Below are 24,956 nucleotides of genomic sequence, written 5' to 3' on the forward strand. Positions count from 1 at the left end.
CCCGTTAGCTCTCGGCGGTATCTCCGTTTCCGCCTTCGTCTGTGTTTTCTTCTTCGCCTTCCACGTCGTCTCCGTTTTCATCGCCGGCCAGGCCCACGGATACGACTTTCTCGCCTTCATCGACGCGGAAGATCCAGACACCCTGGGTTCTCCGCCCAGTGATGCTGATTTCGCCAACCGCACAGCGAATCACCTGTCCGCCGTCGGTCACAAGCATGATTTGATCGTTATCGGCCACCGGGAACGCGGCGACGACACCACCGCTGCGCTTGGTGAGCTCCATATTGGCGATGCCCTGCCCGCCTCGGTTGGTGATCCGGTATTCATGGGCCGAGGTCCGCTTGCCGAGACCGCTTTCAGTGAGCGTAAGAATGAATTCCTCTTCCGCACCAAGTTGTGCGAATCGCTCCGGCGTCAGGGAACCGGTCGCTGGCGAATCGGTCTCCTCGTCGCCCTCGCCCGTCGCCCGCCGCAACTGGCCGGCAAGCTTCAGATAAACATCGCGCTCAAGCTCGTCGGAGTCCGGAATGTCCTGATAATCGACATGGTGCAGGATCGACATCGAGACGACCTCGTCACCAGCTCCCAGCCGGATACCGCGCACACCGAGCGAATCGCGGCCGCGGAACAACCGGACATCGGTTGCCCGGAAGCGAATCGCCTTGCCGTCCCGCGTGGTGAGGAAGACATCGTCTGCCTCCATGCAGGGCTGCACATTAATCAAGCGGTCGTTCTCATCCAGGCGCATGGCAATTTTGCCGTTGCGCTTGATATTGGTGAAATCGGACAGAGAATTCCGGCGCACAGTACCGGCTGAGGTCGCGAACATGATGTGCATGTCCGCCCATTCTTCCTCTTCCGCCGGCATCGGCATAATGGTCTGGATCCACTCGCCCTGCTCAAGCGGCAGCAGGTTGACCAGCGCCTTGCCGCGGGACTGCGGCGTGCCGATCGGCAAGCGGTAGGTCTTCATCTGATAGACCATGCCGCGCGACGTGAAGAACAGAATTGGCGTGTGGGTGTTGGCAACGAACAGGCGGCTGACGAAATCCTCGTCCCGCGTGGCCATGCCGGAGCGGCCCTTGCCGCCACGCTTCTGGGCCCGGTAGGTCGAAAGCGGTACGCGCTTGATGTAGCCGTTATGGCTGACCGTAACGACCATGTCCTCGCGTTGGATCAGGTCTTCCATGTCGTGCTCGAACTCGGCATCGACAAGTTCCGTCCGGCGCGGCGTGGCGTAGGCTTCCTTGGCCGCGACCAGTTCGGCACGCAGCACTTCCATCATCCGTGGACGCGACTGCAGGATTTCCAGATACTCAGCGATCTTGGACGCGAGCTCCTTGGTCTCCTCGATCAGTTTGTCGCGTTCCATCCCGGTCAGGCGCTGCAGGCGCAATTCCAGAATGGCCCGGACCTGGGCGTCGGAGAGACGGTATTTTCCGTCCACAACCCTGTGCCCCGGATCGTCGATGATGCCGATGAATTCCTCGACATCTTCCGCGGGCCAATCCCGGCCCATCAGTTTTTCACGGGCGTCGGCCGCATCGCGGGAACCCCGGATGACCCGAATCACCTCGTCGATATTGTTCACTGCAACCAGCAGGCCGGCCAAAACGTGCGCACGGTCCCGCGCCTTGCGCAGCAGGAAGCGGGTCCGCCGGGTGATGACAACCTCGCGGAAAGCGATGAAGGCGACGATCACGTCGCGCAGGTTCATCTGTTCCGGCTTGCCGCCATTCAGCGCCAGCATGTTGACGCCGAAGCTGGTCTGCAGCGGGGTGAAGCGGTAAAGCTGGCTCAGCACCACATCCGGTACTGCATCGCGCTTGAGTTCGACAACGACGCGCACGCCGTCACGGTCACTCTCGTCCCGCAACTCGGCAATGCCTTCGATGGTTTTCTCACGCACAAGTTCTGCGATGCGCTCCATCAGGCGGGATTTGTTCACCTGATAGGGAATCTCGCTGACGACGATCGCGTGGCGATCCTTGCGGATTTCCTGAATATCCGCCTTGGACCGCATCATCACCGAGCCACGCCCGGTGTGGTAAGCGTCACGGATGCCGTTCTTGCCGAGAATCATAGCGCCGGTCGGAAAATCCGGCCCTGGCACGATTTCGATCAGCTCTTCGATGGTGATACCCGGATTGTCCACATAGGCGCAGCAGGCGTCGATCACCTCACCCAGGTTATGCGGCGGGATGTTCGTGGCCATGCCGACGGCGATACCGCCGGCGCCGTTCACCAGTAGGTTCGGATATTCGGCAGGCAGGACACTGGGTTCGGTCGTCGTCTCGTCGTAGTTGGCAACGTAGTCGACCGTATCCTTGTCGATGTCCCGGAGCAGGCCTTCGGCGGATTTCGCGAGGCGTGCTTCTGTATATCGCATAGCCGCAGCCGGATCGCCGTCCATCGAGCCAAAGTTACCCTGGCCGTCGACCAGAGGCAGGCGCATGGAGAATTCCTGCGCCATTCGGACCATCGCGTCGTAGATCGCGCTGTCGCCGTGCGGGTGATACTGCCCCATGACGGCACCGACGATGTTCGCCGATTTACGGTAGGGCTTGGACCAGTCGTATCCGCCCTCCTTCATGGCATAGAGAATCCGGCGGTGAACCGGCTTCAGGCCGTCACGTACATCGGGGAGCGCCCGGGACACGATCACGCTCATTGCGTAATCGAGATAGGAGCGCTTCATTTCGTCTTCGATTGAGACAGGCGAAATGTCGAATGAAGAGGATTCGGATGAGGTCAATTCAAGCGATTTCCGGTTGGTTGCGTCCCTGTCAACGGCGGTGGCAGCCTATATTCGTCGGCCCTCCGCCAGGACCTTCAGAAGTCCCTGAATTTATAACAGAACGGTAACGAAGGAACAATCTTTACGGTGAATTTTTCGAGCCAGATTGTCCATTATTTACAGATACTTGCGCGCCGATATTGAATAACTTAGCGGAAGACGTGGCATCCCTTCAGGTAAACGGTACAAACCACCCTCGCATGGCTCCATGAAAGCCAGCGCTTTCCAGGCCACCGTATCGAACTCATGCAGGTACTCGATCTGCAGGCCGGCATCGATCAGGGCTGTGACAACTTCGCCGACCGGGTGGGTCCATTCGTAACTGCGCTTGGTCCGGAGAACCGCATCTTCATCCGCATAGGAATCCGTTCCGTCGAATGAGATGGGGTCGGGCTTGTGGAAGTAATCGTAAATCGGCGCGTGCGGGACCGGCGCGTAATCGTCGAAGCTAAGCGTTACGGGATGCTGGTCCAGAAAATAGAAACGGCCGCCGGGTTTCACGAAGTGTGCAACAACCCGCGCCCATGCCTCAATGTCCGGCAGCCAGCAAATCGTGCCCCAGGAAACGTAGACCAGATCATATGTGCCCTGGACCAACTCCGGTGCGTCATAGACGTTGCCTTCGATAAAGGCAGCATCAATGCCCGCCCGCTCCGCCAACTCCCGCGCCTGCTTGATTGCGACGGGCGAGAAATCCAGACCGGTAACGCTTTTCGCGCCCTTGCGGGCCAGCAACAGCGAGTCCAGGCCGAAATGACACTGCAAATGCAGGATATCGAGGCCTTTGACGGAACCGAGTTCCTCCAGTTCCGTCTTGTGCAGGTCGCGAGCGCCTTCCGTACCGCTCAGGAAGTCTTCGACGCCATAGTCACTGCCGGCGGAAGTGTAATGCACTTCCGCCAACTCGTTCCATTTTTGCTGATTTGCTGCCTGAAACTTATCCATGCCGTCGGATCCTGTCGGTCGGCGCGCACCAAAGCCGCTTAGAACGGAATCTCGTCGTCGAGATCGCCCGGGCCGCCGACCGGAGCGGGACCGCTGCCGCCGCCCTGACCGCCACCACCCGAGCCGCCGCCGTAACCGCCGCCCTGATTGTAGCCGTCGTCACCGCCATAGCCGCCACCCTGGCCACCGCCGCCCTGACCGCCGCCTTCATTGCGGCCGTCGAGCATCTGCAGCTCGCCACGGAAACGCTGCAGCACGATTTCGGTGCTGTATTTCTCGACACCGGACTGGTCTGTCCACTTGCGTGTCTGCAACTGGCCCTCGACATAGATCTTCGAGCCCTTGCGGAGATACTGTTCAGCGACCTTTGCAAGATTCTCGTTGAAGATCACGACACGGTGCCATTCGGTCTTCTCCTTACGCTCACCGCTGTTGCGGTCACGCCAGGATTCCGAGGTGGCGACGGAGAGGTTCACGACCTTGTTTCCGTCCTGCATGCTCCGGATGTCCGGATCGCGTCCGAGATTGCCGACAAGGATGACCTTATTGACGCTGCCTGCCATGGTTCTATTTCCACTCTGCTCTGCGAATTTGTTTGCCGGACTGTCCCATATCCGGGACTGCTAATCCAGTCGGGATCGATTACCGCCGGCTTCTCTCCGGATTTGCTGCACCTGCAAAATGCGGGTGGTCAAGTCCAGCCTTGCGCCTTATAAATGTTTCTGTTTCGTTCTTAGTCCGGATTCTGCCAATGTCAGCCTCTTCCGAACCGAAAGATATCCGTGTCCAGGGTGCCCGCGAGCACAACCTGAAGAGCGTCGATGTCTCCATCCCAAGGAACAGCCTGACGGTTCTGACCGGGCTCAGTGGCTCGGGCAAGTCGTCGCTGGCCTTCGATACGATCTATGCCGAAGGACAACGCCGCTACGTCGAGAGCCTGTCGGCCTATGCGCGGCAGTTCCTGGAACTGATGCAGAAGCCGGACGTGGATTTGATCGAGGGTCTTTCACCGGCGATCTCCATCGAGCAGAAGACCACGTCGCGTAACCCGCGCTCCACGGTCGGCACAGTAACGGAGATCTACGATTATCTGCGGCTGCTCTACGCCCGGATCGGTATCCCCTACTCGCCCGCGACCGGCCTGCCGATCGAGAGCCAGACGGTCAGCCAGATGGTCGACCTGATTCTCGAGATGGAGGAAGGCACCCGGCTATATCTCCTGGCGCCGATCGTGCGCGGCCGCAAGGGCGAGTATCGCAAGGAGATGGCGGAGCTGCGCAAGCAGGGCTTTCAGCGTCTCAAGGTCAATGGCGAACTCTATGAGATCGACGACGTTCCTGCCCTGAACAAGAAGCTGAAACACAATATCGAAGTGGTGGTGGACCGGCTTGTCGTCCGTGAGGGTATTGGCACCCGGCTTGCCGATTCCGTCGAGACCGCGCTTGATCTGTCGGATGGTCTGCTGATTGCCGAGGATGCGTCCAGCGGTGAGCGCAAGACCTTTTCCGCCAAGTTCGCCTGCCCGGTTTCCGGCTTCACCATCGACGAGATCGAGCCTCGGCTGTTTTCCTTCAACAATCCATTCGGGGCCTGCCCGACATGCGATGGCCTCGGCAACAGTATGTATTTCGATCCGGACCTGATTGTTCCGGACGGCAGCAAAAGTCTGCGCAAGGGCGCCCTGGCACCGTGGGCAGGGTCGACCTCTAAATATTACGCTCAGTCACTGGCGAGCCTGGCGAAGCATCTCGATGTCTCTCTAGACACCGCGTTCGAGGATCTGCCGGAAGAGGCGCAGCGCGCCCTGCTCTACGGTACGGGTATTGAACGCGTGGTGATGACCTTTGACGACGGATTGCGCAGCTACCAGACCAACAAGCCGTTCGAGGGACTGGTGCCGAACATGGAACGGCGCTTCCGGGAAACCGATTCCGCCTGGAGCCGCGACGAGCTTTCCAAATACCAGTCCGTTGCACCGTGTGAGGTCTGCCTCGGCCAGCGCCTGAAGCCGGAAGCGCTGGCGGTGAAGATCGAAGGCCGCAATATCAGCGAGTTGACGGAACTGTCTATCTCCGAGGCGGTGAAATGGTTCACGGGGCTGAGCGACAGCCTGACAGGCAAGCAGGCTGAGATCGCCGAGCGCATCCTGAAGGAAATCAACGAACGCCTTGGCTTCCTTAACAATGTCGGTCTCGACTATCTCACCATGTCGCGCGCTTCCGGCACACTGTCTGGCGGGGAGAGCCAGCGTATCCGCCTCGCTTCCCAGATTGGCTCCGGCCTGACCGGGGTGCTCTATGTACTCGATGAGCCGTCCATCGGGCTGCATCAGCGGGACAATGACCGCTTGCTGACCACTCTCGTGCGACTGCGTGATCTTGGTAACACAGTACTCGTGGTCGAACATGACGAGGATGCGATCCGGGCCGCCGATTATGTGGTCGATATGGGTCCCGGCGCCGGAGTGCATGGCGGCACCGTGGTCGCGGCGGGCACGCCGGAAGAGGTCATGCGAGCGCCGCAGAGTCTGACGGGGCAATACCTCACCGGTCTTCGTCAGGTGCCGATCCCGGCGAAGCGGCGCAAGGCGACAAAAGCGCGTCATATTCGGCTGACCGGCGCCACGGCGAACAATCTGGACGATGTCACGGTCTCCATTCCGCTCGGCACCATGACATGCGTCACCGGGGTTTCCGGCGGCGGCAAGTCCTCGCTGATCATCGAGACGCTGTGGAAAGCGATCGCCAAGAAGCTGCATGGCGCGCGCGAACACCCGGGACCCTATGATTCAATTACCGGGCTCGAGTTCATCGACAAGGTGGTGGATATCGACCAGTCGCCGATCGGCCGCACGCCACGCTCGAATCCGGCGACCTATACCGGCGCTTTCACGCCAATCCGTGACTGGTTCGCCGGTCTCCCGGAAGCCAAGACCCGGGGCTACAAGGCCGGCCGGTTCTCCTTCAATGTAAAGGGCGGACGGTGCGAGGCCTGCCAGGGCGACGGCGTCATCAAGATCGAGATGCACTTCCTTCCAGACGTCTACGTTCAGTGCGATATCTGCAAGGGCAAGCGGTATAACCGTGAAACCCTGGAAATCACCTACAAGCAGAAATCCATCGCCGACGTGCTCGCGCTCACTGTCGAGGAAGGCGTGGAGTTCTTCATGGCCGTGCCGTCGATCCGCGACAAGCTGGTGACGCTACAGCAGGTCGGGCTTGGATATGTCCAGATCGGTCAGGCGGCAACCACGCTCTCGGGCGGTGAAGCGCAGCGGGTGAAGCTCTCAAAGGAGCTATCCCGGCGGGCGACTGGCAAAACGCTCTACATTCTGGACGAGCCGACGACCGGGCTGCATTTCGAAGATATCCGCAAGCTGATGGAAGTACTCCATGCGCTCGTGGACCAGGGCAACACGGTCATTGTGATCGAGCATAATCTCGAGGTCATCAAGACCGCCGACTGGATCATCGATCTCGGCCCTGAGGGCGGCTCCGGCGGCGGCAGGATCATCGCCGAGGGCACGCCCGAGGCTGTCGCCGAAACGGCGGGCAGTTACACAGGCAAGTATCTGGCGCCCTATCTGGCTGCTTCCGGCGCGAAGAAGACGGCCTGATTCCACCCTCTATGAGAGAGTTCATTCAGTCCGCACGCGCGTGGCTCAGGCGATCTTGAAGACCGGCCCGAAGACACTAAGCGCCGGAGCCACTCCGGGGCCGTCCACATAATCGCAATGAACTTTGCGTGCCGTGGTTGCCGTATCGAGGTCAGGGGCTTCAAATACGAACGTCCTTTTCGGGCCGCCATTATTCTTCACGACGAAATTGCTCAGCTCCTCAACCAGGGACGGTGTGATCCCTTCGGTATCTGCAGTGCTGCAACCGGTCCCGATCAGGCCTGCCCCCTGCAATTGCTCCGCACGGGCGAATGTCCGGGAGAAGGCTCCAACAAACCCGGCGCAAAATGGTGAGATGTAGGCGAAAGTATTGTGCAGCACCGTCTGAGGGACGTCATCGTCCAGCCCTTTGATCAAAAGCATGAGCCGCCGCTCAGCCCACTCAGGGAGCAGCTTGAGTTCGGAAAGGACTGCTTCCCGGAATTGTTTGCTGGTCAGGGAACTCATGTGCAGGGGCAACAACAGCAATGGTTTTGCTCTGGGCATGTCCTTCATCATGGCCTGAGCCAGTTGAAGCGCGGCTACGTCCATGGCGCATTCAAGCGCACCTGTTTCACTTCCTGCCTCCGGCATCGTGCCGTCAGGGATCGACAGCTCAGCGCGATACATTGAAACCAGGCGCTTGCGGATATTGGTGACCGGCCAATAGACCAGTTTGATCGTTTCCCGGGCCTGCTCGAATGCCTCGGTCTCTTCCGCCTGCTTTTCTTGCCGCGCTTCTTCCACTGTCTCGGTCAGTGCTTTGACGTCCGCCAGCTTTTCCGGCTCGTCGCGAGGGATCTCGAACACCATGGATTTGACTGTGACGCCGTGGAACCCGCTATCCGCACTGCTACCATGCAGGCGCCTGTTCACCTCCTTGGCGATTTGCTGTGCCTTCTTGTTTGCAGTTTCCTTGTCGCATTGGCCGAACAACACGATGAACTGCTCCGCGTTGGCGAGCACATAGACATCATTCGGCGTTATGACCTGCTTGATGATGGTCTCTGTCAGCAGATGGACCTTGCCGCGAACCTTGCCCCAGTTAGGGCCGAATTTTTCCTTCAGGCTCTCGAGGCCGAGCATCTCGACATTCCCCGCCATCAGAGCGTCTGCCGCCATCGCGTTCGTGCGGCAAAAATCGATCATGGAGGATTTGAAACCGTCCTTGTCGGCCGGGTCCAATTTCTGGCGATCGAAACTTTCGAAATAGCCTGTGTTGCTCATCTGATCTTTGGCCGGTTTTCCGCAAGTCGCTAAGGCTTTGCATCGTATGGGCAATATGATGCAGAAAAGTAATAAAAACAGGGTTAACGCAGGTGCATCTCTGCTGTGCCGCGTTGATGTTGGCGCTTTTAAGGTCTATCTGTCTGCCGATTGCCACCTGCAGCCAGAATATTGGAAGTTCCATGGATAACATGCGCCCGGTTCACGTCATCGGCGGCGGTCTTGCCGGATCCGAATCGGCCTGGCAACTGGCAGAGGCCGGCGTTCCGGTTGTGCTGCATGAAATGCGCCCGGATCGCTCGACCGATGCGCACCAGACCGACGGGCTCGCCGAGCTCGTCTGCTCCAATTCCTTTCGCTCGGACGATGCGGAAGGCAACGCCGTGGGCGTTCTGCATGAGGAGATGCGCCGGGTCGGCTCCGTGATCATGACCGCGGCTGACGCTCACAAGGTACCTGCAGGATCCGCTCTCGCGGTCGACCGGGACCATTTCTCGGCAGCCGTAGAAGAGGCCCTTACCGGGCATCCGATGATTACGGTCGAGCGCGGCGAGATCGACGGTCTGCCGCCGGAAGACTGGGATTCCGTGATCGTCGCGACGGGCCCGCTCACCTCGCCCGCGCTTTCCGAAGCCGTGGCGAAACTGACCGGACAGGACTCCCTCGCCTTCTTCGATGCAATTGCGCCGATCGTGCACAAGGAAAGCATCGATTTCGACAAGGCCTGGTTCCAGTCACGTTATGATAAGGTCGGCCCCGGCGGAGACGGCAAGGACTACATCAACTGCCCTATGGACGAAGCCCAATACGAGGCATTCATCCAAGCTCTGCTCGATGCGGAGAAAATGGAATTCCGCGAGTGGGAGAAAGACACCCCCTATTTCGAAGGCTGCATGCCCATTGAGGTGATGGCAGAGCGCGGGTCCGAAACTCTGCGCTTCGGCCCGATGAAGCCGGTCGGCCTCACCGATCCGCGCACAGGAACCAGGGCGCATGCCGTGGTCCAGCTGCGTCAGGATAATGCCCTAGGCACGCTCTACAATATGGTCGGGTTTCAGACCAAGATGAAGTATGGTCCGCAAACCGAGGTCTTCCGAAGCATTCCGGGACTGGAAAAGGCCGAGTTTGCCCGGCTCGGCGGTATTCATCGCAATACCTTCATCAATTCGCCGCTGCTGCTGGACGACACGCTGCGCATGAAAGCCATGCCACGCTTGCGTTTCGCCGGACAGATCACCGGTGTCGAAGGCTATATCGAAAGTGCGGCCATCGGCATGCTCGCCGGGCGATTCGCTGCCGCCGAGCGTCTGAATACCGAGCTGTCCCTGCCGCCGCGAACCACAGCGCTCGGTGCATTACTCGCCCATATCACCGGCGATGCCGACGTTGAAACCTTCCAGCCGATGAACGTCAATTTCGGGCTGTTCCCGACGATCGAGCCGGAAATCACCGCGAATGGAAAGAAGCGAAAGCTGAAAGGTCGTGACCGCAAGGCTGCCATGGCCGGACGCGCCCTGCGCGATATCGATGAATGGCTGTCGGGCAACAAGGCTGCCGCTGCGGAGTAACTCAATACCGCCGGATCAGCCGCGCCAGCCAAAAGCGCCAAACATCAAGCGGATCATGGTCGGCAAACTCTGGTCTGAATGGATCGTAGTCCAGCTTGGCCAGCAGCCGGATCCGTGCGCGTGCCTGGCGGGCTGGCAGCAGCAACGGCGCAAGGTGCGAATGCTTAGGTGTGCGCGCCAATCCCCGTTCGATGAGAGTTTTCGCATGCTCTGCCATCTGTTTCACGGCTTTACGAGCGCCCTCGCCTGCCTTCAGCTCCGCAAAACCGCGACTTTCCCCGCCATGCGCTTCAAGAACTGGTCTCGGCAAAAACGGGCGCCGGACCGCTTCATCGAAAGCAGACGCGCGTAATTTCCCGACCAGGGCATGTCCGGCGGCGATCTCGGCAAGACCGTCCAGATCCCGACTCCCGCCGGGCGCCAGTATTTCCGCAACAAGCGTAACCAGTGGAAGCGTTGTGGCCCGGAGATAGCCTTCCATTTCCGCAAGGTCGTCCATCGGGCGATCTTCGAGATCCCGCTCCCGGGCGTTGATCAACGCGTCGAATGGCGCACGCGGCAACCCGTAGGCTGCGATGCAGGCTGCAAGCGGCTCGATCACCTCATGCTGGCGCGGTGTTCCGGCATATATTCCCTCGATACTGTCGCGCCACCATTGCAGCCTGATCGCGCCGATCATTGTTTCGCTCACGCTTTCACGAGTCTTCGCCACCTCATGATTGAAGGCGAAAAGCGTGAAGACTGCCTCGCGATGCCGCGCAGGCGCAAAGAGGCCAAACCGAAAACGGTCCAGATCATGCCGGCGGACCAGTGCAGCTGGCGCCGAGAGTGTGGGAGGCTGAGGGGTCATGACGGGGCTTGCGAGGGCAGCAGTTTCTTGCGGAGCGCCACCTCGAGAGCCGGCGCGTCGGCCATCCCCGTGAAATAGTCTGCTGAAAAACGGTCGAAGAGCGTCTCGTAAATACCGATCAGCCCGGACAGAGCCAACTGTTCACGCCGACCTATGAGTGGCTTCAGAGCCCTTAAAGCGACGCGCCCGGCTTCAAGATGAGAGGATGCCCGCTGCCGAAGATCCGCTGCCAAAGAGCCAACACGCGGGTCACGCGACCGAATCGCGTCCGTGAGGCCGGTCTTCTGCAATCCGGCATTTTCGATTAGACAATCAGGGACGGTCACCAGCCGCTCCGACCGCTCCGCATCTTTGGCCAGATCGCGGAGGATATGAACGAGGTAGCAGAATATCCCGAGATCGGCAGCGTAATGCACCGGCGGCTCGGGCAAATCCCAGGAAAAACCTCTTTCCGCCGGCTTCGCACCGAGGAGATAAATGAAGATCGTTGCCGGAGCTACGGTCGCACCCGCGGCGTAGCCTAGGAAATCTTCCCAGTCCGGCATCGGCTGTTCGCGGACATCGCGCCGCATAGCGTCAGCAAGACCGGTCCAGGGCGTCTCGCCAAGGTCGGAACAATGCGCCGTCTTCCGCAAGGCACGGTAAACCTGCGCCGGAAGTGGCCCTTCTTCCGTTCGGCCAAGACATTGGCCCTGCCAATTGTCGATATCGGCCAGCATGGCGCCGCGCTCGTGCTCACGGTCCTCGGACGGGCGACAAAGAAAACCATCATCGACCGCGTCGTCGATCAGACGCATTGCGGCGTAGGTTGCGAAGAAAAAATCCTGACGCGGCCCCGGAAGCAATCGCGCGGCATGCAGGAGGTTTGCGTTGGCCCGCCTGGCTATCTCGCGGCAGAACGCAAAATCCTCAACCATTGCCGGATTGTCGTCGTAAGAATTAGTCAACGGGCAGCAGCGCGGCGGCGACGCGGCGCCCTTCGGCCAGCAATACATTGTAGGTCCGGCAAGCGGCTCCTGTATCCATGATGTCCACCACAGGCCCCTTTTCCCGGATCGCCGCGCGGATGGACGGCAGGATGAACTCGGTGCGCGCGCCTGTGCCAAGCAACAGTATCTCGGGGACCGTCTCACGATCCGTCACCGGCGAGAGAGCGGCTGCGGTCAGGTCCTCGACACTGGCTTGCTGCCAGACTTGTGTTTCGTTGGGAAAAACAAAAACGGCGCCCTGATAGCGGACGCCGGTGATCCGGAACGCCCCGTCGCCATAGGTCTCTATAAGCTGAAGACCTTCAGGGATCAGGGGCGTTACATCCATTGGATCAGTCCTTTTTGTCGGCAGCTCCCTGCCGCTCGTATTCCGGCATCTGGACCGGGGAGTCCGCGTCATCTTCCTCGCCCCGACGCGGCTGCATGTAAAGCAGCAACGGCACGGCAATGAAGATCGAGGAATAGGTGCCGATAATAACACCCCAGATCATGGCCAGCGCGAAGTCGGCCAGAACCGCCCCGCCGAAGAAGTAGATCGCCAGCAGAGCAAGCAGGGTGGTGACCGAGGTCATCGTCGTACGCGAGAGGGTCTCGTTGATCGAGAGGTTGAACAGATCTGCGAACGACATCTTCTTGTACTTGCGGAAGTTTTCCCGCACGCGATCGAAAACGACCACGGTGTCGTTGATCGAATAACCAGCGATGGTCAGGATCGCAGCGACCGTCGGCAGGTTGAATTCATGCCCGTTCAGAGCGAATAGCCCGAGGGTCGAAAGCACATCGTGGCTAAGCGCGATCAAGGCACAAATGCCGAACTGCCATTCGAAGCGAAACCAGATGTAGATCATAATCGCCACGAGAGCGCAGATGACCGCGATAAGCCCGGCTTCCTTCAGTTCCTCACCGACGGTCGGTCCGACAAACTCAGTGCGGCGGTATTCAACGCCCTCCCCCAGTGTCTCTTTCACTTTTTCGACGGCGGTAAGCTGTTCCGCTTCCGATCCGTCCTGACGCTGGATACGGATCAGAATATCGTCCTCGGCCCCGAACTCTTGGATACTGACATCACCAAGTTCGAGTTTGCCGAGTTCGGTCCGGAGAAACTGAATGTCGGAGGGGCCGTCGGTCTTCACCTCCATTAGGATGCCGCCGCGGAAATCGATGCCGAAATTCAACCCGTTGACGGCCAAGGCGCCGAGGCTGAGCAGCATCAGCACAACCGAGAAGGCAAAGGCTTTAAAGCGGTTGGCAACGAACGGCACCTTGGTGCCGTGGGGAACGATGCGAAGTGGTCTGAACATCTGTCTATTCCCTCAGATCGGCAATTCGCTCGGCCGGCTACGCCGCATCCAGAGCACGATGAAAAGGCGGCTGACCAGCGTTGCCGTGAAGAGCGACGTCAGAATGCCGATGCCCAGCGTCACAGCGAAGCCCTTCACCGGACCCGACCCCATGAAGTAGAGGAACAGGGCCGCGAAGAGAGTCGTCAGATTCGCATCGACGATCGTCCGGAAGGCGCGCTGGTAGCCCGCCTCGATGGATGCCATGGGTGTCCGGCCATTCCTGACTTCCTCACGAATACGCTCGAAAATCAGGACGTTTGCATCGACAGCCATACCAACAGTCAGGACAATACCTGCGATACCCGGAAGGGTCAGGGTCGCCTGCAGGCTGGAGAGTACGGCCACGATGAGAGCCATGTTGAAGAACAGGGCGGCATTCGCCAGCAAGCCGAAGAATCCATAGGCAACGATCATAAAGACAATCACCAGCAAGAGACCTATGACACTGGCAAACTTGCCGGCAGCAATTGAATCGGCACCAAGTCCCGGACCGACAGTGCGCTCTTCAAGCACCTGCAACGGCGCCGGAAGTGCACCGGCGCGCAGCAGCAGCGAGAGGTCCTGGACTTCCTGCACGGTGAAGCTGCCGGAAATGATCCCCGATCCGCCAAGGATGGCTGTCTGGATCACCGGCGCGCTGATCACCTTGCCGTCCAGCACGATTGCAAAGGGACGCCCGACATTCTCGGTTGTTGCCTTGCCGAACCGGCGACCGCCGACCGTATCGAAGCGGAAGCTGACGACCGGCTGTCCGTCCTGGAAGCTCGGCTGGGCATCGACGAGATTTTCGCCGCTGACCATCACCCGTCGCTTCACAACGTAATTACTCGGGGCGCCAGGACGCTCGTCGGCTGCCGGAAGCAATTGCGAGCCCGGCGGCACCCGTCCCTGCATCGCGTCCTGAACCGAAGCGGTCGCATCGACCATCCGGAAGGTCAGTTTAGCCGTCTGGCCGAGCAGCGCCTTGATCCGCTCCGGATCGTCAACGCCCGGCAGCTGCAGCAGAATACGATCGTCGCCCTGCCGCTGGATCGTCGGCTCGCGCACACCGGTCTCATCGATGCGTCGGCGAACGATCTCGATCGACTGAGCGATGGCACGGGCCTTGAGATCGCGCATTGCAACCTCTGTCAGCGTGATCCGGATCGTGTTCCCGGCACCGGTTTCCGTATCTGTTTCCGGATCAATCCTGCGGACAGTATTCCGCGCTTTTTCGAGATCTTCCGGATTGCGAACGGTGAAGTGAACCGCGTCGCGCGCCACGCCAAGGCCGCGATAGCCGATCCGCTCCTGGCGCAGATTGCGCCGGGTCTGATCGACAATGGCTTCCAGCCGTTCGGCAACGACGACGTCCACATCGACTTCGAGAAGAAGATGTGAGCCGCCCTGCAAATCAAGACCGAGATTGATCTTCTTTCCGGGAAGCCAGGAGGGAAGATCCTGGGTCAGGTCGCGCTCGATCACATTCGGTAGTGCGTACAGCACACCCAACGCGCAGACCAGCGCCACGAGAGCGGTTTTCCAAGGCTGAAATTGGAGCATCTTTATGTGCCTCTAGCCATAACGGGCCATCGCCATAACGGGTCAGCGGATGTGTCAGCGGCGCCCGTCAGGGCGCCGCGAGGACTCTTACTTTTTGTCAGTGGCTTCCGCCGTCGCGGGTTCGGTTTTGGCCCGAACGTCGGAGAGCATGCTGCGGGCCACGCGGACCTTCACACCTTCGGCGATTTCCACGAGGATCTCGTCTTTATCGTCGATCACCTTGGTAACCGTACCGATCAGACCACCATTGGTGACGACAACATCGTTCCGGCGGACTTTGGAAAGCATTTCCTTGTGCTCTTTGACCCGCTTTTGCTGCGGGCGAATCAGCAGGAAGTAGAAGACAACGAAAATCAGGACTAACGGCAGGAACGCCATTACGTCGAAGCCGCCGCCGAGGCCGCCAGCCGCTTGGGCATAGGCTGGTGAAATGAACATCAAGTTCTCCCAATTCAGACGCAAAGTTCAGCGCGATCCGTTTTCGTAATCGCGCATGCTTCGCTCACATAGTCGCTCCCAGGCGTCTCGGCCAGCGATTTCCACTGGAACACGCCGAAAACTCGGAACGGCGGACTATAAAGGTCCGGCGGGCTTTTTCAATGGCCGGAAAGCCGGTGGAAAAGACAGACCGAGGAATTGACGGACAGACGGCGTGTGATACTTTCCCGCCGCTCCGGTTTAACAACCGGAACAGAGCACGATGATTATCCTTTTCAAGGTCCAGTGACATGTCCGACGCCCGAGAGCTTGAGATTCTCGCCCGTATTGCCGACGCTCTCGAGCGTATCGCACCGCCGCCCGCAAAGGCTGCCGATCTCGGCGACGCCGAAGGCTTTGTCTGGAATGCACAAGCAGGACAGGTCGACCCCGTCAGGCAGATCAACCGTGTCGATATCTCTCTCCTGAAGGGGGTTGGCCCGCAGCTGGAACAGTTGCGCGAGAACACCGACCGGTTTGCCCGCGGCCTGCCCGCCAACAACGCGCTGCTCTGGGGCTCGCGCGGCATGGGCAAGAGCTCGCTGGTCAAGGCCGTCCATGCCCAGGTCAATGAGAAGCGCAACGGCATCCTGGCCCTGGTTGAAATTCACCGAGAGGACCTCGAAACCCTGCCGCGTCTGCTGAATCTGGCACGGGATACGGAGCGGCGTCTGATTGTCTTCTGCGACGATCTCTCCTTCGACTTTGCCGACAATTCCTACAAGTCCCTGAAGGCGGTCCTGGAAGGCGGCGTCGAAGGCCGGCCGGACAATGTGCTGTTTTATGCGACGTCCAACCGCCGTCACCTGATGGCCCGCGATATGATCGATAACGAGCAATCTACGGCGATCAATCCGGGCGAAGCGGTTGAGGAGAAGGTATCGCTTTCCGATCGCTTCGGCCTCTGGCTCGGCTTCCATGCCTGCGACCAGGATACCTTCCTCGCCATGATCGAAGGCTACGCATCAGCCTATGACCTGCCGATCAGCGCGGAAGATCTGCGCGCCAAGGCCAAGGAATGGCAGGTCACCCGTGGCGCACGCTCCGGTCGTGTCGCCTGGCAGTTCATTCAGGATTTGGCCGGCGATCTCGGCAAGAAGCTGGCCTAACCGGCTAAAGAGCTCAGCTTCTGTCGAGATACTGGCGCGGATCGACCGCCCGCTTTTCCCTGCGCACTTCGAAATGCAGCTGGGGCTGATCCACGCTGCCGCTTGAACCGACCGTCGCGATGGTCTGGCCCCGCCGGACGATTTCGCCTCGCTTTACCAGCAGGCGATCGCTGTGCGCGTAGGCCGTAATCCAGCCGTTCGCGTGCTTCAGCAACAACAGCTTGCCGAATCCGGGAAGCCCGTCCCCCGCATAAGCCACCACACCATTGTCGGCGGCCGCTACCGGTGCGCCGCGAGGGGCGGCGATATTGATGCCGTCATTATGAAGTCCGCCCTGGCGCGGCCCGAAATTCGCGATGACCCGTCCCCTGACCGGCCAGCGGAATTTGGAGCCGGCCCGTTGCGGCGGACGTATTTTCGCAACCTCTAGGCCTGTTTTCGCCTTGGGAGCGGGCGCCGATGCAGACTGGGTCGAGCGAGGTTTCGGTGCCGGAGGCCGCAGAACAACTGCTTGCCGTTCAGAAGACGCCGGATTACGCGGGTTAAGCTCCGGCAAGGCAACGATCCCCGGTGACAGCAATGCGGTCCTGGTGGTGTTGCCGCGACTGCCCGGACCTTTGGGAAACTGCCGTGCGTTGAGCGATGTTCTGGTGTTGGAGGCGACGGCGCTGCCTTTCGCGATCTCTTGCGACGGCAAACGCATCTCCTGCCCGACCCGGATCTGGTAAGGCGGTCTGATGTCGTTCATCTGCACGACCGTGCGCATGTCGACATTGAATCGCCGGGATATCGAGAAAACCGTGTCTCCCTGCCGCACCACATAACTGCTCGGCGCCGGCAGGCGCAGGTCCTGCCCCACATAGAGCTTGTAGGGCGGCTGCAGCTGGTTCGCGAGGATGATGTCCCGCACCGGCACACCGTAGCGCCGGGAAATCTCATAGACCGTGTCGTTCGGACCGGCACTGATCAGCCCGCCAGACGGAATGGCAAGATGAGACGATAACTTTCCGGAGGGGCGATAGGCAAGACGCGGCCCGCCCGCGCCGCAGGCAGCCAGCAGACCAGCCACAACAAGAAGGGCGGCCCAATTTCGAAAGCGTGGGAAGGTCATTGCCATATGGCGAGTTTAGGTTTTGCAAACCGCCTTCTCAAGCGGCGCCCGCAGGCCCGCGCCAAGAGCCGCTGAACGCTGGGACAATCAGGCGCTGTCCCGCACTTCGCTCTCGACCAGAGGCACGAATCGCACTGGCAGAAGGCATTCATCCTCAATTCCGTCCTCTGTCCGGGTGAACCGGTGAATATGCTGGGTGCCGTCCTGCGGGCCGATCGGAACGACCATGATACCGCCCTCGCCCAGTTGCTCCAGCAAGATTTCCGGCACGTTTTCCGATGCCGCCGTGACAAGTATCCGATCGAACGGTGCCTGTTCCGGCCAGCCTTTACTGCCGTCGCCGACCCGGGTCACCACTTTATGCAGGTCCAGAGCTTCGAAACGCTCTTTCGCTTCATCCGACAGGCTGGGATGCCGCTCTATGGTGTAGATACGACGCGCCAAACGGGCCAGAACCGCGGTCTGGTAGCCGGATCCGGTGCCGATCTCCAGAACCTTGCAGCGATCGTTGAGGTTGAGGGCTTGGGTCATGTAAGCCACCACGTAGGGCTGGCTGATGGTCTGCCCGGCCCCGATGGGGAGCGCCCTGTTGTCGTAGGCAAATGTTTTGATCGGAGCCGGAATGAAGATTTCCCTCGGAACCCGCTCGATAGCCCCCAGGACTGCGCTGTCGGAGATCCCCTCGCGCCGCAGCTCCATGATCAGACGTATCTTGCTTTCCTCAAGAGTCATCGCGGCTCAATCGGTTGAATGTTCCAGTTGAAAGGCACCATGAAGCGACTTCAGCGTCTCGTAGTCTGTCATGTCCATCTTGACCGGTGTGACAGAGATATAACCTGCATCAATCGCGGCGAGATCAGTACCTTCCGCATAGGGCTTCATGCTCTGCATATGTCCAATCCAGTAGTGCCGTGCCCCGCGTGGATCCGTCACCTCCATAATATCGTCCCCGCTTTTACGGCGCCCCTGGGAGGTTAAATGAATGCCTTTGACCTGATCTGCCGGAACCGGAGGAAAATTCACGTTTAACAGTGTGTTCTCCGGAAAACCTTCATGCAGAATTCGGCGGAGGAGATTGGGACCAAAAGTCTCCGCCGGGGTCCAGTCCGCCGGTTGGCCGTCAATCAGCTCCTGGCTGAACGCAACAGCAGGAACGCCGAGGATAGTTGCCTCCATGGCGGCCGAGACCGTGCCGGAATAGGTCAAGTCGTCCGCCAGATTACCGTGCCGGTTCACCCCGGAGAGCACAATGTCCGGGAGCTTCCCTTTCATCAGAGAGTTTACTGCGAGCAGCACGCAATCCGTCGGTGTGCCGTTCAAGGAAAACCAGTTCGGTTGATGCTCCCGGGCCTGAAGCGGGCGCCTGAGGGTCAGGGAATGCCCTGCCCCGCTCTGTTCGCTCTCCGGCGCCACCACCCAGACATCTTCCGATAGTGACCGTGCTATCCGCACCAGGACCTGAAGCCCCGGTGCGTAATAGCCGTCGTCATTCGTAATCAGGATCCGGGCGTTGCCGACATCAAGCGGCCAGGTCATGATTCGCTCTCCCGTCAGCTCGCGGCCGAGATTTTTTCCAACCCGCCCATGTAGGGGCACAGCACTTCCGGAATACTGACCGAGCCATCAGCTTCAGCATAATTTTCCAGCACGGCGATCAAAGTCCGTCCAACCGCAAGAGCGGAACCGTTCAGGGTATGGACGAATCCGGTCTGCTTGCTGCCATCGAGCCGGTAACGGGCCTTCATCCGACGGGCCTGGAAATCGCCGCAGTTGGAACAGCTGGAGATTTCCCGGTACATGCCCTTACCGTCATCCTGACCCGGCAGCCAGACTTCGATATCGTAGGTCTTGCGTGCACCGAACCCGGTGTCACCCGAACAGAGCGTGACGACACGATATGAAAGCCCGAGACGCTTCAGCATCTCCTCGGCGCAACTCGTCATGCGCTCGTGCTCTTCCATCGACTTGTCTGGATGTGTGACGGAAACAAGCTCGACCTTGCTGAACTGGTGCAACCGGATCATGCCGCGCGTGTCCCGGCCGGCGGAGCCTGCTTCAGAGCGGAAACAGGGCGTGTAGGCCGTGAAGCGCAGCGGCAGTTCCTCCTCCGCCAGAATCTCGCCGGACACCATGTTGGTCAGCGGCACCTCGGCGGTCGGGATCAGCCAGTGATCGCCCGTGGTCTTGAACAGATCCTCGCCGAACTTCGGAAGCTGGCCAGTGCCGTAAAGTGCGGTATCCCGCACCAGATAAGGCGGAGAGACCTCAGTATAGCCGAACTCACCCGTATGGATATCGAGCATGTAGCTCGCCAGTGCGCGTTCAAGACGGGCAAACTGACCGCGTAACAACGAGAACCGGGCGCCTGAGAGCTTCGCGGCCGTTTCAAAATCCATCATGCCGAGACCTTCGCCGATGGCGACATGGTCCGGAGAGGTTTCGTTGGTGCGGGGAGCGTCTCCGACCGTACGCAGCAACACATTCGCACTCTCGTCCGGGCCGTCAGGCACATCGTCTGCCAAGGCATTCGGCAAGCCGGACAGAACCGTATCCAGTTTTTCCGAGAGGAGACGCCCCTCTTCCTCAAGGCTTTGCATCCGGTCCTTGATATCGGCGACTTCCTTCATCAGGGTATCGGCATCGCCGCCCTGGGACTTCACCTTGCCAATTTCCTTGGAAGCTTCGTTACGGCGCTGCTGCAGGCTCTGCAGCTCGGTTGTCGTATCGCGCCATTGCTTGTCGAGAGTCTGGATAGCGTCAGCCTGCGGGGCAAACCCGCGGCGCGCCATGGCCTTGTCGAAGGCCGCTCCGTCCTCGCGAATCCATCTGATATCGTGCATCTCACACGTCCATTCTGTTCGGAAATCCGGTTTGATCTTATAGGCAGTGCCACCCGACGGGTCCAGCGGCAGGCCCCGATCCGTTGCCGGGGCGCCGCTCGGTCAGGTGGCGGTGCTAGACGAGGTCTCGTCTTCGTCCTCATCATCATCGTCGTCATCGACCTTCTGGCCGCGCTTTTTCTCGATGATGCGCGCGCCGATAATCGAGATCTCGTAGAGAATCGCGACCGGAATGGCGAGCAGGACCTGGGAGATAACGTCCGGAGGAGTCAATATGGCGGCCACAACGAACGCGATGAGAATCGCATATTTCCGCTTCTTGGCGAGACCGGTGGAACTCACCATGCCGACCTTGGCCAGCAGGATGATCAACACCGGCAGCTCAAAACAGACACCAAAGGCAAAGATCAGACGCATGACCAGCGAAAGGTACTGATCAACTTTCGGCTCAAGCACCAGCGGCAGCGAACCGTCCGTACCCGGATGCTCAAAGCCGAGAAAGAACTGCCAGGCCAGCGGAATGACCAGGTAATAGACCATGGCCGCGCCGATTGTGAACAGGATCGGCGTGGCGATCAGAAACGGCAGGAATGCCGTCTTCTCATCCTTGTAGAGACCAGGTGCGATGAAGCTCCAGAGCTGCATCGAGATGATCGGAAAAGCCAGGCAGGCCGCAGCGAAGAAGGCGACTTTCAAATAGGTAAAGAAAGCCTCGTGCAGCGCCGTATAAATCATCCGCCGGCCGGGCTCGCCCTCGGTCAGGCTGGCCAGCGGCTCGACCAGGAACGCGAAAATCGGCTCGGCGAACGCATAGCAGATGAAAAACGCGACAATGAAAGCGGCAAAGGAATAGATCAGGCGGCTGCGCAGTTCGACCAGATGGTCCAGCAGCGGCATCCGCTTTTCTTCAACATCCTCAGTCATGGATTATTGTCCTGCAGCGGCGCTTTTCTGCGCGCTTTTATCGTCTGGTTCAGAGGGTTTAGCCTCGGCCGGTTCAGCAGCACCCGGGGCTTTCGCATCCTGTATGCTCTCGGCTTCTATCTCATCCGGCGCCGATTCGACCGGGCGTGACGACGCCACATCCCGCGCTTGACCGGCGATCCGCTCCATCTCCTTCTTGGTGTCCCCACCCGGGTCCACCAACTCATTGACACGCTTCTCGATGTCGCCGCTGGTGAAGTTTTTGGCTTCCTTACGGAGATCATCGAGCTCGGCCTCACGGGCGACTTCTTCCAGACTGTTCTGGAAATCGCGGGCGATAGAGCGCGCCTTTCGGAGATAGGTGCTGACCGAGCGAACCACACGCGGCAGGTCGCGGGGGCCGACAATGACCACCGCGACAAACGCGATCAGCATAAATTCCTGCCAGCCGAGATCAAACATCAGCGCATACCATTATTCACGCCACGGAACCTGTCGGCCCGCGCGTGGTCCATTTCCGGCATAAGGGCCGGAGAACCAGGTGAGGTCCGTCAGCTTTTTTGTGCTTCGTCAGCCTTGGGCTGCGCAGCAGCGGACTGTTCGGCATTGAGGCTTTTCGAGGAATCGCCCTCGGATGCCTGATCACCATCCTCGTCCTTGATGCTTTTCTTGAAATTACGCAGGCCTTTGCCGAAGTCGCCCATCAGCGAGGAAATTTTCCCACTTCCGCCGAACAGCACAACGACAACCAGCAAAACAACGAGCCAATGCCAGATACTACCGAAACCCATGAGCGAACGCTCCCGTCTGTCTAGATTAGTTACGTCCCGTAGTAGGACTTTTTCCGTATATAGGCATGATCATAGGTCCTCTGCAATGTCCCGCACGGCTTTAATCCGCAGGAATTTAGTCTTCCTGCGCGGGAAACACGAAGATTTGCCCCGGGTCGAGTTCTATCCGCAGCCGCGTCCCGGCATCCGGCAGGAATATACCGGGCATGCGGGAGTGGAAATGCCACTCTTTGGTACTGCCGTTCTCGCCGGACTGAACGTGCAAATGGACCAGGCTGCTGCGTCCTAGCAGGCGCGACTCCATGACCAGTGCCGCATAATCGCTCTGACCTGCCTGCAATGTGGTTACACGCAGTCCCTCCGGCCGTACGATCACTGTTGCCTGTGTCCCTTCCGCCATATCCTCCACGGCGGCCGGGCCAACCGGTGTTGCGACGTGGCCATCCTTCACCGGCCCGGTAAAGGCATTCACCTCCCCGAAGAACCCTGCAACGAATGCAGAATTCGGATAGCAGTAAAGGCTGTGCGGAGAACCTTCCTGCACGATCCGGCCATCCCGCATCACGGCAATCCGATCCGCCATGAACATGGCTTCCTCGGGATCGTGCGTGACCATCAGCGTGGCGGCACCGCTTTCCTTCAGGAGATGCAGGACATCGTCGCGAACCTGGGCACGGAGAGCGCTGTCCAGTCCTGAATACGGCTCGTCCAGCAGAATGATCCTTGGATTTGGAGCGAGAGCCCGAGCCAACGCGACACGCTGCTGCTGACCACCAGACAACTCATGCGGAAATTTGTCCGCAGCGCTGTCCATACCAACACGGCGCAATTCGGTAAGCGCTTTCTCCCGGCGGACAGACTTTGTGAACACCGAAAGACCGAACGCCACGTTGTCGAGCACGTTCAGATGCGGGAACAGCGCGTAATCCTGAAAGACCAGACCAATTCCGCGTTGCTCGGGCGGCGTCTGCAGACCAGGCCCCGCAACTTCGGCATTACCCATCAGCACGCGACCGGTCTGCAGCGGCTCCAGACCGGCAGCAATCCTCAGCGCCGTGGTTTTCCCGCAGCCGGACGGGCCAAGCAGACACAATACTTCGCCCGGAGCGATGCCCAGGGTCAGGTCATCGACCACACGAATACCGTCGAACTGATGGCTGACGCCTTCCAGGCGAAGGACAGGCGTCATCCTCTGTTCCCGCTCCTGATACAGGTCGGGATTGATGCTGTGCGCAGCGAAACGCGATTTATTTGCAATGTCATCACAGACAGGGAGGTATCAGAAGGCACACGGGTGCTCAAGCGCGGAAGCAATCACATACGTACAAGAGCTTGCTTAAGCTCCGTCCTCACTCTCTAGAAGATCGAACTGGCCATCGTCTTCTTCATCGCCGTCGTCCGGCTCAATGCCATCCTCATCGCCCATGGCAATCGACGTCAGACCCGGCCGTTTGTCCAGCATTCCCGTCGCCTTCAATTCCTCCAGCCCCGGCAGATCGCTCAGTGCCGTCAGACCAAAATGATCGAGGAAGGCCTCCGTCGTCCCCCAGGTCAGCGGTCGCCCCGGTACCTGGCGCCTGCCGCGTGGCTGAATCCAGCCAGCTTCGAGCAAGGCGTCGAGCGTTCCCTTGCTGACCGCAACGCCACGGATTTCTTCGATATCTGCCCGGGTGACCGGCTCGTGATAAGCCACGATAGACAGGGTTTCGATCGCCGCGCGGGAGAGCTTACGGCGGACAGCCATCTCAACCCGCAGAGAGTCTCCCAGATCGGGTGCTGTCCGGAAGGCCCAACAATCTTTGATCTGTACCAGATGAACGCCGCGCGTGGCATAACGTGCCTGCAGCTTCTCCAGAATGCTTTCCGCGGAAACGCCCTCCGGGAGACGCTCACCAATTTCGGAGACCGGCAACGGGTCTTTGCTTGCGAACAACAGGGCTTCGACGATTCGTTCGGATCGGCTCGGACCGGAATTCTCGGGTGTATCGAAATTCACGCATCACCCTCCCGGGAGCGAAAATAGATCGGGGCGAAGGTCCCGGCCTGATTGATCTCCGCCTTTCCGTCCTTAACCAGCTGCAGAGAGGCAACAAAGGTCGAGGCAACGGCGGAGCGCAGACGGAGGCCTTTGCGCAGCCCGCTCGGCAGGAAAGAAAACAGGGTTTGCCATTCCGGCACGGCACCAAGGACGCGGCTGAGACGCTGGACCGCATCCTCGACGGAATAAAGGTGGGTTGCCTCAATGCGCAGCGCCAACCTGTCGTGGCGCACCCGGTGATCCGCGTAGGCGCGCAGCAATTCATACAGCGTCACGTCATAGATCGGGCGCCTGCGGACGGAAATACTTTCACCCTGCCCTCTGGCGAAGAAGTCCGCGCCAAACTGCGGACGGGACATCAGCGCCTCCCCGGCCTGCTGCATCGCCTCCAGGCGCATGAGCTGGAACCGCAGGGCCTCCGCCATCTCCTCAGGGCTCTGTTCTTCCTCTTCCTTCTCGTCAGGCGGCAGAAGCAGACGCGATTTCAGATAGGCGAGCCAGGCGGCCATCACCAGATAATCAGCGGCGAGTTCCAGGTTGAGCTTCTGGGCTTGATTGACGAAGCCGAGATACTGTTCCGCGAGCTGCAGTACGGAAACATGAATGAGATCGACTTTCTGGTCCCTGGCAAGCTGCAGCAGAACGTCGATCGGCCCTTCGAAACCGTCGATATTCAGGAATAGCGAAAGCTGAACCGGCTCCCGCCTACGGCGGTGTTCCGGAACAGGGCTTTCGAAACCGTCGCTCATT

Annotated in this window: 23 protein-coding genes; 3 read left to right on the forward strand and 20 right to left on the reverse strand. The window is 59.7% G+C overall.

Features of this window, described 5'->3' with window-relative positions; genetic code table 11:
• Positions 1-4: 4 nt before the first annotated feature.
• The 3 genes from gyrA to ssb form a co-directional block, all read right to left on the reverse strand.
• A complete protein-coding gene (gyrA, locus tag K328_RS0105490) occupies positions 5-2,755 on the reverse strand; it encodes a DNA gyrase subunit A (RefSeq protein ID WP_028465119.1) in 2,751 nt (916 codons plus the stop codon).
• A 159-nt stretch (positions 2,756-2,914) separates the two neighbouring features.
• Positions 2,915-3,742: a class I SAM-dependent methyltransferase gene (locus K328_RS0105495; RefSeq protein ID WP_028465120.1), complete on the reverse strand. Its 828-nt coding sequence runs from the start codon at positions 3,740-3,742 to the stop codon at positions 2,915-2,917.
• A 38-nt stretch (positions 3,743-3,780) separates the two neighbouring features.
• Entirely contained in the window at positions 3,781-4,305 is a 525-nt protein-coding gene (gene ssb, locus K328_RS0105500) for a single-stranded DNA-binding protein (RefSeq protein WP_028465121.1), read from the reverse strand.
• Positions 4,306-4,493: 188 nt separating this feature from the next.
• On the opposite strand from ssb, the gene uvrA reads away from it, so the two are divergent.
• A complete protein-coding gene (gene uvrA, locus K328_RS0105505) occupies positions 4,494-7,358 on the forward strand; it encodes an excinuclease ABC subunit UvrA (RefSeq protein WP_036553172.1) in 2,865 nt (954 codons plus the stop codon).
• Between the two features lie 45 nt (positions 7,359-7,403).
• Here the strand turns inward: uvrA and K328_RS0105510 are convergent, their stop codons facing one another.
• Complete coding sequence (locus K328_RS0105510; RefSeq protein ID WP_028465123.1) at positions 7,404-8,624, reverse strand: hypothetical protein; 1,221 nt, start codon at positions 8,622-8,624, stop codon at positions 7,404-7,406.
• A gap of 182 nt (positions 8,625-8,806) precedes the next feature.
• Between K328_RS0105510 and trmFO the strand changes: the two genes are divergently transcribed.
• A complete protein-coding gene (gene trmFO / locus K328_RS0105515; RefSeq protein ID WP_028465124.1) occupies positions 8,807-10,192 on the forward strand; it encodes a methylenetetrahydrofolate--tRNA-(uracil(54)-C(5))-methyltransferase (FADH(2)-oxidizing) TrmFO in 1,386 nt (461 codons plus the stop codon).
• Position 10,193: 1 nt separating this feature from the next.
• On the opposite strand, the gene K328_RS25630 is transcribed toward trmFO, so the two are convergent.
• The 6 genes from K328_RS25630 to yajC all read right to left on the reverse strand — a co-directional run bounded on the left by K328_RS25630 (position 10,194) and on the right by yajC (position 15,354).
• On the reverse strand, positions 10,194-11,042 hold the full coding sequence (locus K328_RS25630) for a phytoene/squalene synthase family protein (RefSeq protein ID WP_051284537.1): 849 nt from the start codon (positions 11,040-11,042) through the stop codon (positions 10,194-10,196).
• Positions 11,039-11,959 carry a phytoene/squalene synthase family protein gene (locus K328_RS22675; RefSeq protein ID WP_051284539.1) on the reverse strand — a complete coding sequence of 307 codons (921 nt, stop codon included), beginning with the start codon at positions 11,957-11,959 and terminating at the stop codon, positions 11,039-11,041. Before K328_RS22675 ends, K328_RS25630 begins: the two co-directional genes overlap by 4 nt.
• Positions 11,960-11,981: 22 nt before the next feature.
• Entirely contained in the window at positions 11,982-12,359 is a 378-nt protein-coding gene (locus tag K328_RS0105530; protein WP_028465125.1) for an Mth938-like domain-containing protein, read from the reverse strand.
• A gap of 4 nt (positions 12,360-12,363) precedes the next feature.
• A complete protein-coding gene (gene secF / locus K328_RS0105535; RefSeq protein ID WP_028465126.1) occupies positions 12,364-13,332 on the reverse strand; it encodes a protein translocase subunit SecF in 969 nt (322 codons plus the stop codon).
• Positions 13,333-13,344: 12 nt separating this feature from the next.
• Positions 13,345-14,916, reverse strand: coding sequence for a protein translocase subunit SecD (gene secD, locus K328_RS0105540; RefSeq protein ID WP_028465127.1), 1,572 nt, complete (start codon positions 14,914-14,916; stop codon positions 13,345-13,347).
• Positions 14,917-15,003: 87 nt separating this feature from the next.
• Positions 15,004-15,354: a preprotein translocase subunit YajC gene (gene yajC, locus K328_RS0105545; protein ID WP_028465128.1), complete on the reverse strand. Its 351-nt coding sequence runs from the start codon at positions 15,352-15,354 to the stop codon at positions 15,004-15,006.
• 290 nt (positions 15,355-15,644) lie between these two features.
• Here yajC and K328_RS0105550 point away from each other — a divergent pair, with 290 nt between their 5' ends.
• A complete protein-coding gene (locus tag K328_RS0105550) occupies positions 15,645-16,502 on the forward strand; it encodes an ATP-binding protein (protein WP_028465129.1) in 858 nt (285 codons plus the stop codon).
• Positions 16,503-16,515: 13 nt separating this feature from the next.
• Here the strand turns inward: K328_RS0105550 and K328_RS22680 are convergent, their stop codons facing one another.
• The 10 genes from K328_RS22680 to K328_RS0105600 all read right to left on the reverse strand — a co-directional run bounded on the left by K328_RS22680 (position 16,516) and on the right by K328_RS0105600 (position 24,955).
• On the reverse strand, positions 16,516-17,619 hold the full coding sequence (locus K328_RS22680) for a peptidoglycan DD-metalloendopeptidase family protein (protein ID WP_051284541.1): 1,104 nt from the start codon (positions 17,617-17,619) through the stop codon (positions 16,516-16,518).
• Positions 17,620-17,700: 81 nt separating this feature from the next.
• Entirely contained in the window at positions 17,701-18,345 is a 645-nt protein-coding gene (locus K328_RS0105560; RefSeq protein ID WP_028465130.1) for a protein-L-isoaspartate(D-aspartate) O-methyltransferase, read from the reverse strand.
• Between the two features lie 6 nt (positions 18,346-18,351).
• Entirely contained in the window at positions 18,352-19,149 is a 798-nt protein-coding gene (gene surE, locus K328_RS0105565) for a 5'/3'-nucleotidase SurE (protein WP_028465131.1), read from the reverse strand.
• A 14-nt stretch (positions 19,150-19,163) separates the two neighbouring features.
• Positions 19,164-20,453, reverse strand: coding sequence for a serine--tRNA ligase (serS, locus tag K328_RS0105570; protein WP_028465132.1), 1,290 nt, complete (start codon positions 20,451-20,453; stop codon positions 19,164-19,166).
• 102 nt (positions 20,454-20,555) lie between these two features.
• Positions 20,556-21,377 (reverse strand): twin-arginine translocase subunit TatC, encoded by an 822-nt coding sequence (gene tatC / locus K328_RS0105575; RefSeq protein WP_028465133.1) that lies wholly within the window; start codon positions 21,375-21,377, stop codon positions 20,556-20,558.
• A gap of 3 nt (positions 21,378-21,380) precedes the next feature.
• Complete coding sequence (gene tatB / locus K328_RS25635) at positions 21,381-21,839, reverse strand: Sec-independent protein translocase protein TatB (protein WP_051284543.1); 459 nt, start codon at positions 21,837-21,839, stop codon at positions 21,381-21,383.
• 89 nt (positions 21,840-21,928) lie between these two features.
• Positions 21,929-22,168 (reverse strand): twin-arginine translocase TatA/TatE family subunit, encoded by a 240-nt coding sequence (tatA, locus tag K328_RS0105585; protein WP_028465134.1) that lies wholly within the window; start codon positions 22,166-22,168, stop codon positions 21,929-21,931.
• Positions 22,169-22,283: 115 nt separating this feature from the next.
• On the reverse strand, positions 22,284-23,357 hold the full coding sequence (locus K328_RS0105590) for an ABC transporter ATP-binding protein (protein WP_051284545.1): 1,074 nt from the start codon (positions 23,355-23,357) through the stop codon (positions 22,284-22,286).
• A 147-nt stretch (positions 23,358-23,504) separates the two neighbouring features.
• Positions 23,505-24,164: an SMC-Scp complex subunit ScpB gene (gene scpB, locus K328_RS22690; RefSeq protein ID WP_036553174.1), complete on the reverse strand. Its 660-nt coding sequence runs from the start codon at positions 24,162-24,164 to the stop codon at positions 23,505-23,507.
• Positions 24,161-24,955, reverse strand: coding sequence for a segregation and condensation protein A (locus K328_RS0105600; RefSeq protein WP_028465136.1), 795 nt, complete (start codon positions 24,953-24,955; stop codon positions 24,161-24,163). The genes scpB and K328_RS0105600 overlap by 4 nt, the downstream gene beginning before the upstream one ends.
• Between the last annotated feature and the right edge of the window lies 1 nt (position 24,956).

The sequence above is a fragment of the Nisaea denitrificans DSM 18348 genome (assembly GCF_000426505.1).
Lineage (GTDB): Bacteria > Pseudomonadota > Alphaproteobacteria > Thalassobaculales > Thalassobaculaceae > Nisaea > Nisaea denitrificans.

Excerpts from the sequence above, each read along its gene's own strand:
- K328_RS0105495 (WP_028465120.1), bottom strand. The coding sequence starts at position 3,742 with ATGGATAAGTTTCAGGCAGCAAATCAGCAAAAATGGAACGAGTTGGCG.
- ssb (WP_028465121.1), bottom strand. The coding sequence starts at position 4,305 with ATGGCAGGCAGCGTCAATAAGGTCATCCTTGTCGGCAATCTCGGACGC.
- uvrA (WP_036553172.1), top strand. The coding sequence starts at position 4,494 with ATGTCAGCCTCTTCCGAACCGAAAGATATCCGTGTCCAGGGTGCCCGC.
- K328_RS0105510 (WP_028465123.1), bottom strand. The coding sequence starts at position 8,624 with ATGAGCAACACAGGCTATTTCGAAAGTTTCGATCGCCAGAAATTGGAC.
- trmFO (WP_028465124.1), top strand. The coding sequence starts at position 8,807 with ATGGATAACATGCGCCCGGTTCACGTCATCGGCGGCGGTCTTGCCGGA.
- K328_RS25630 (WP_051284537.1), bottom strand. The coding sequence starts at position 11,042 with ATGACCCCTCAGCCTCCCACACTCTCGGCGCCAGCTGCACTGGTCCGC.
- K328_RS22675 (WP_051284539.1), bottom strand. The coding sequence starts at position 11,959 with ATGGTTGAGGATTTTGCGTTCTGCCGCGAGATAGCCAGGCGGGCCAAC.
- K328_RS0105530 (WP_028465125.1), bottom strand. The coding sequence starts at position 12,359 with ATGGATGTAACGCCCCTGATCCCTGAAGGTCTTCAGCTTATAGAGACC.
- secF (WP_028465126.1), bottom strand. The coding sequence starts at position 13,332 with ATGTTCAGACCACTTCGCATCGTTCCCCACGGCACCAAGGTGCCGTTC.
- secD (WP_028465127.1), bottom strand. The coding sequence starts at position 14,916 with ATGCTCCAATTTCAGCCTTGGAAAACCGCTCTCGTGGCGCTGGTCTGC.
- yajC (WP_028465128.1), bottom strand. The coding sequence starts at position 15,354 with ATGTTCATTTCACCAGCCTATGCCCAAGCGGCTGGCGGCCTCGGCGGC.
- K328_RS0105550 (WP_028465129.1), top strand. The coding sequence starts at position 15,645 with ATGTCCGACGCCCGAGAGCTTGAGATTCTCGCCCGTATTGCCGACGCT.
- K328_RS22680 (WP_051284541.1), bottom strand. The coding sequence starts at position 17,619 with ATGGCAATGACCTTCCCACGCTTTCGAAATTGGGCCGCCCTTCTTGTT.
- K328_RS0105560 (WP_028465130.1), bottom strand. The coding sequence starts at position 18,345 with ATGACTCTTGAGGAAAGCAAGATACGTCTGATCATGGAGCTGCGGCGC.
- surE (WP_028465131.1), bottom strand. The coding sequence starts at position 19,149 with ATGACCTGGCCGCTTGATGTCGGCAACGCCCGGATCCTGATTACGAAT.
- serS (WP_028465132.1), bottom strand. The coding sequence starts at position 20,453 with ATGCACGATATCAGATGGATTCGCGAGGACGGAGCGGCCTTCGACAAG.
- tatC (WP_028465133.1), bottom strand. The coding sequence starts at position 21,377 with ATGACTGAGGATGTTGAAGAAAAGCGGATGCCGCTGCTGGACCATCTG.
- tatB (WP_051284543.1), bottom strand. The coding sequence starts at position 21,839 with ATGTTTGATCTCGGCTGGCAGGAATTTATGCTGATCGCGTTTGTCGCG.
- tatA (WP_028465134.1), bottom strand. The coding sequence starts at position 22,168 with ATGGGTTTCGGTAGTATCTGGCATTGGCTCGTTGTTTTGCTGGTTGTC.
- K328_RS0105590 (WP_051284545.1), bottom strand. The coding sequence starts at position 23,357 with ATGACGCCTGTCCTTCGCCTGGAAGGCGTCAGCCATCAGTTCGACGGT.
- K328_RS0105600 (WP_028465136.1), bottom strand. The coding sequence starts at position 24,955 with ATGAGCGACGGTTTCGAAAGCCCTGTTCCGGAACACCGCCGTAGGCGG.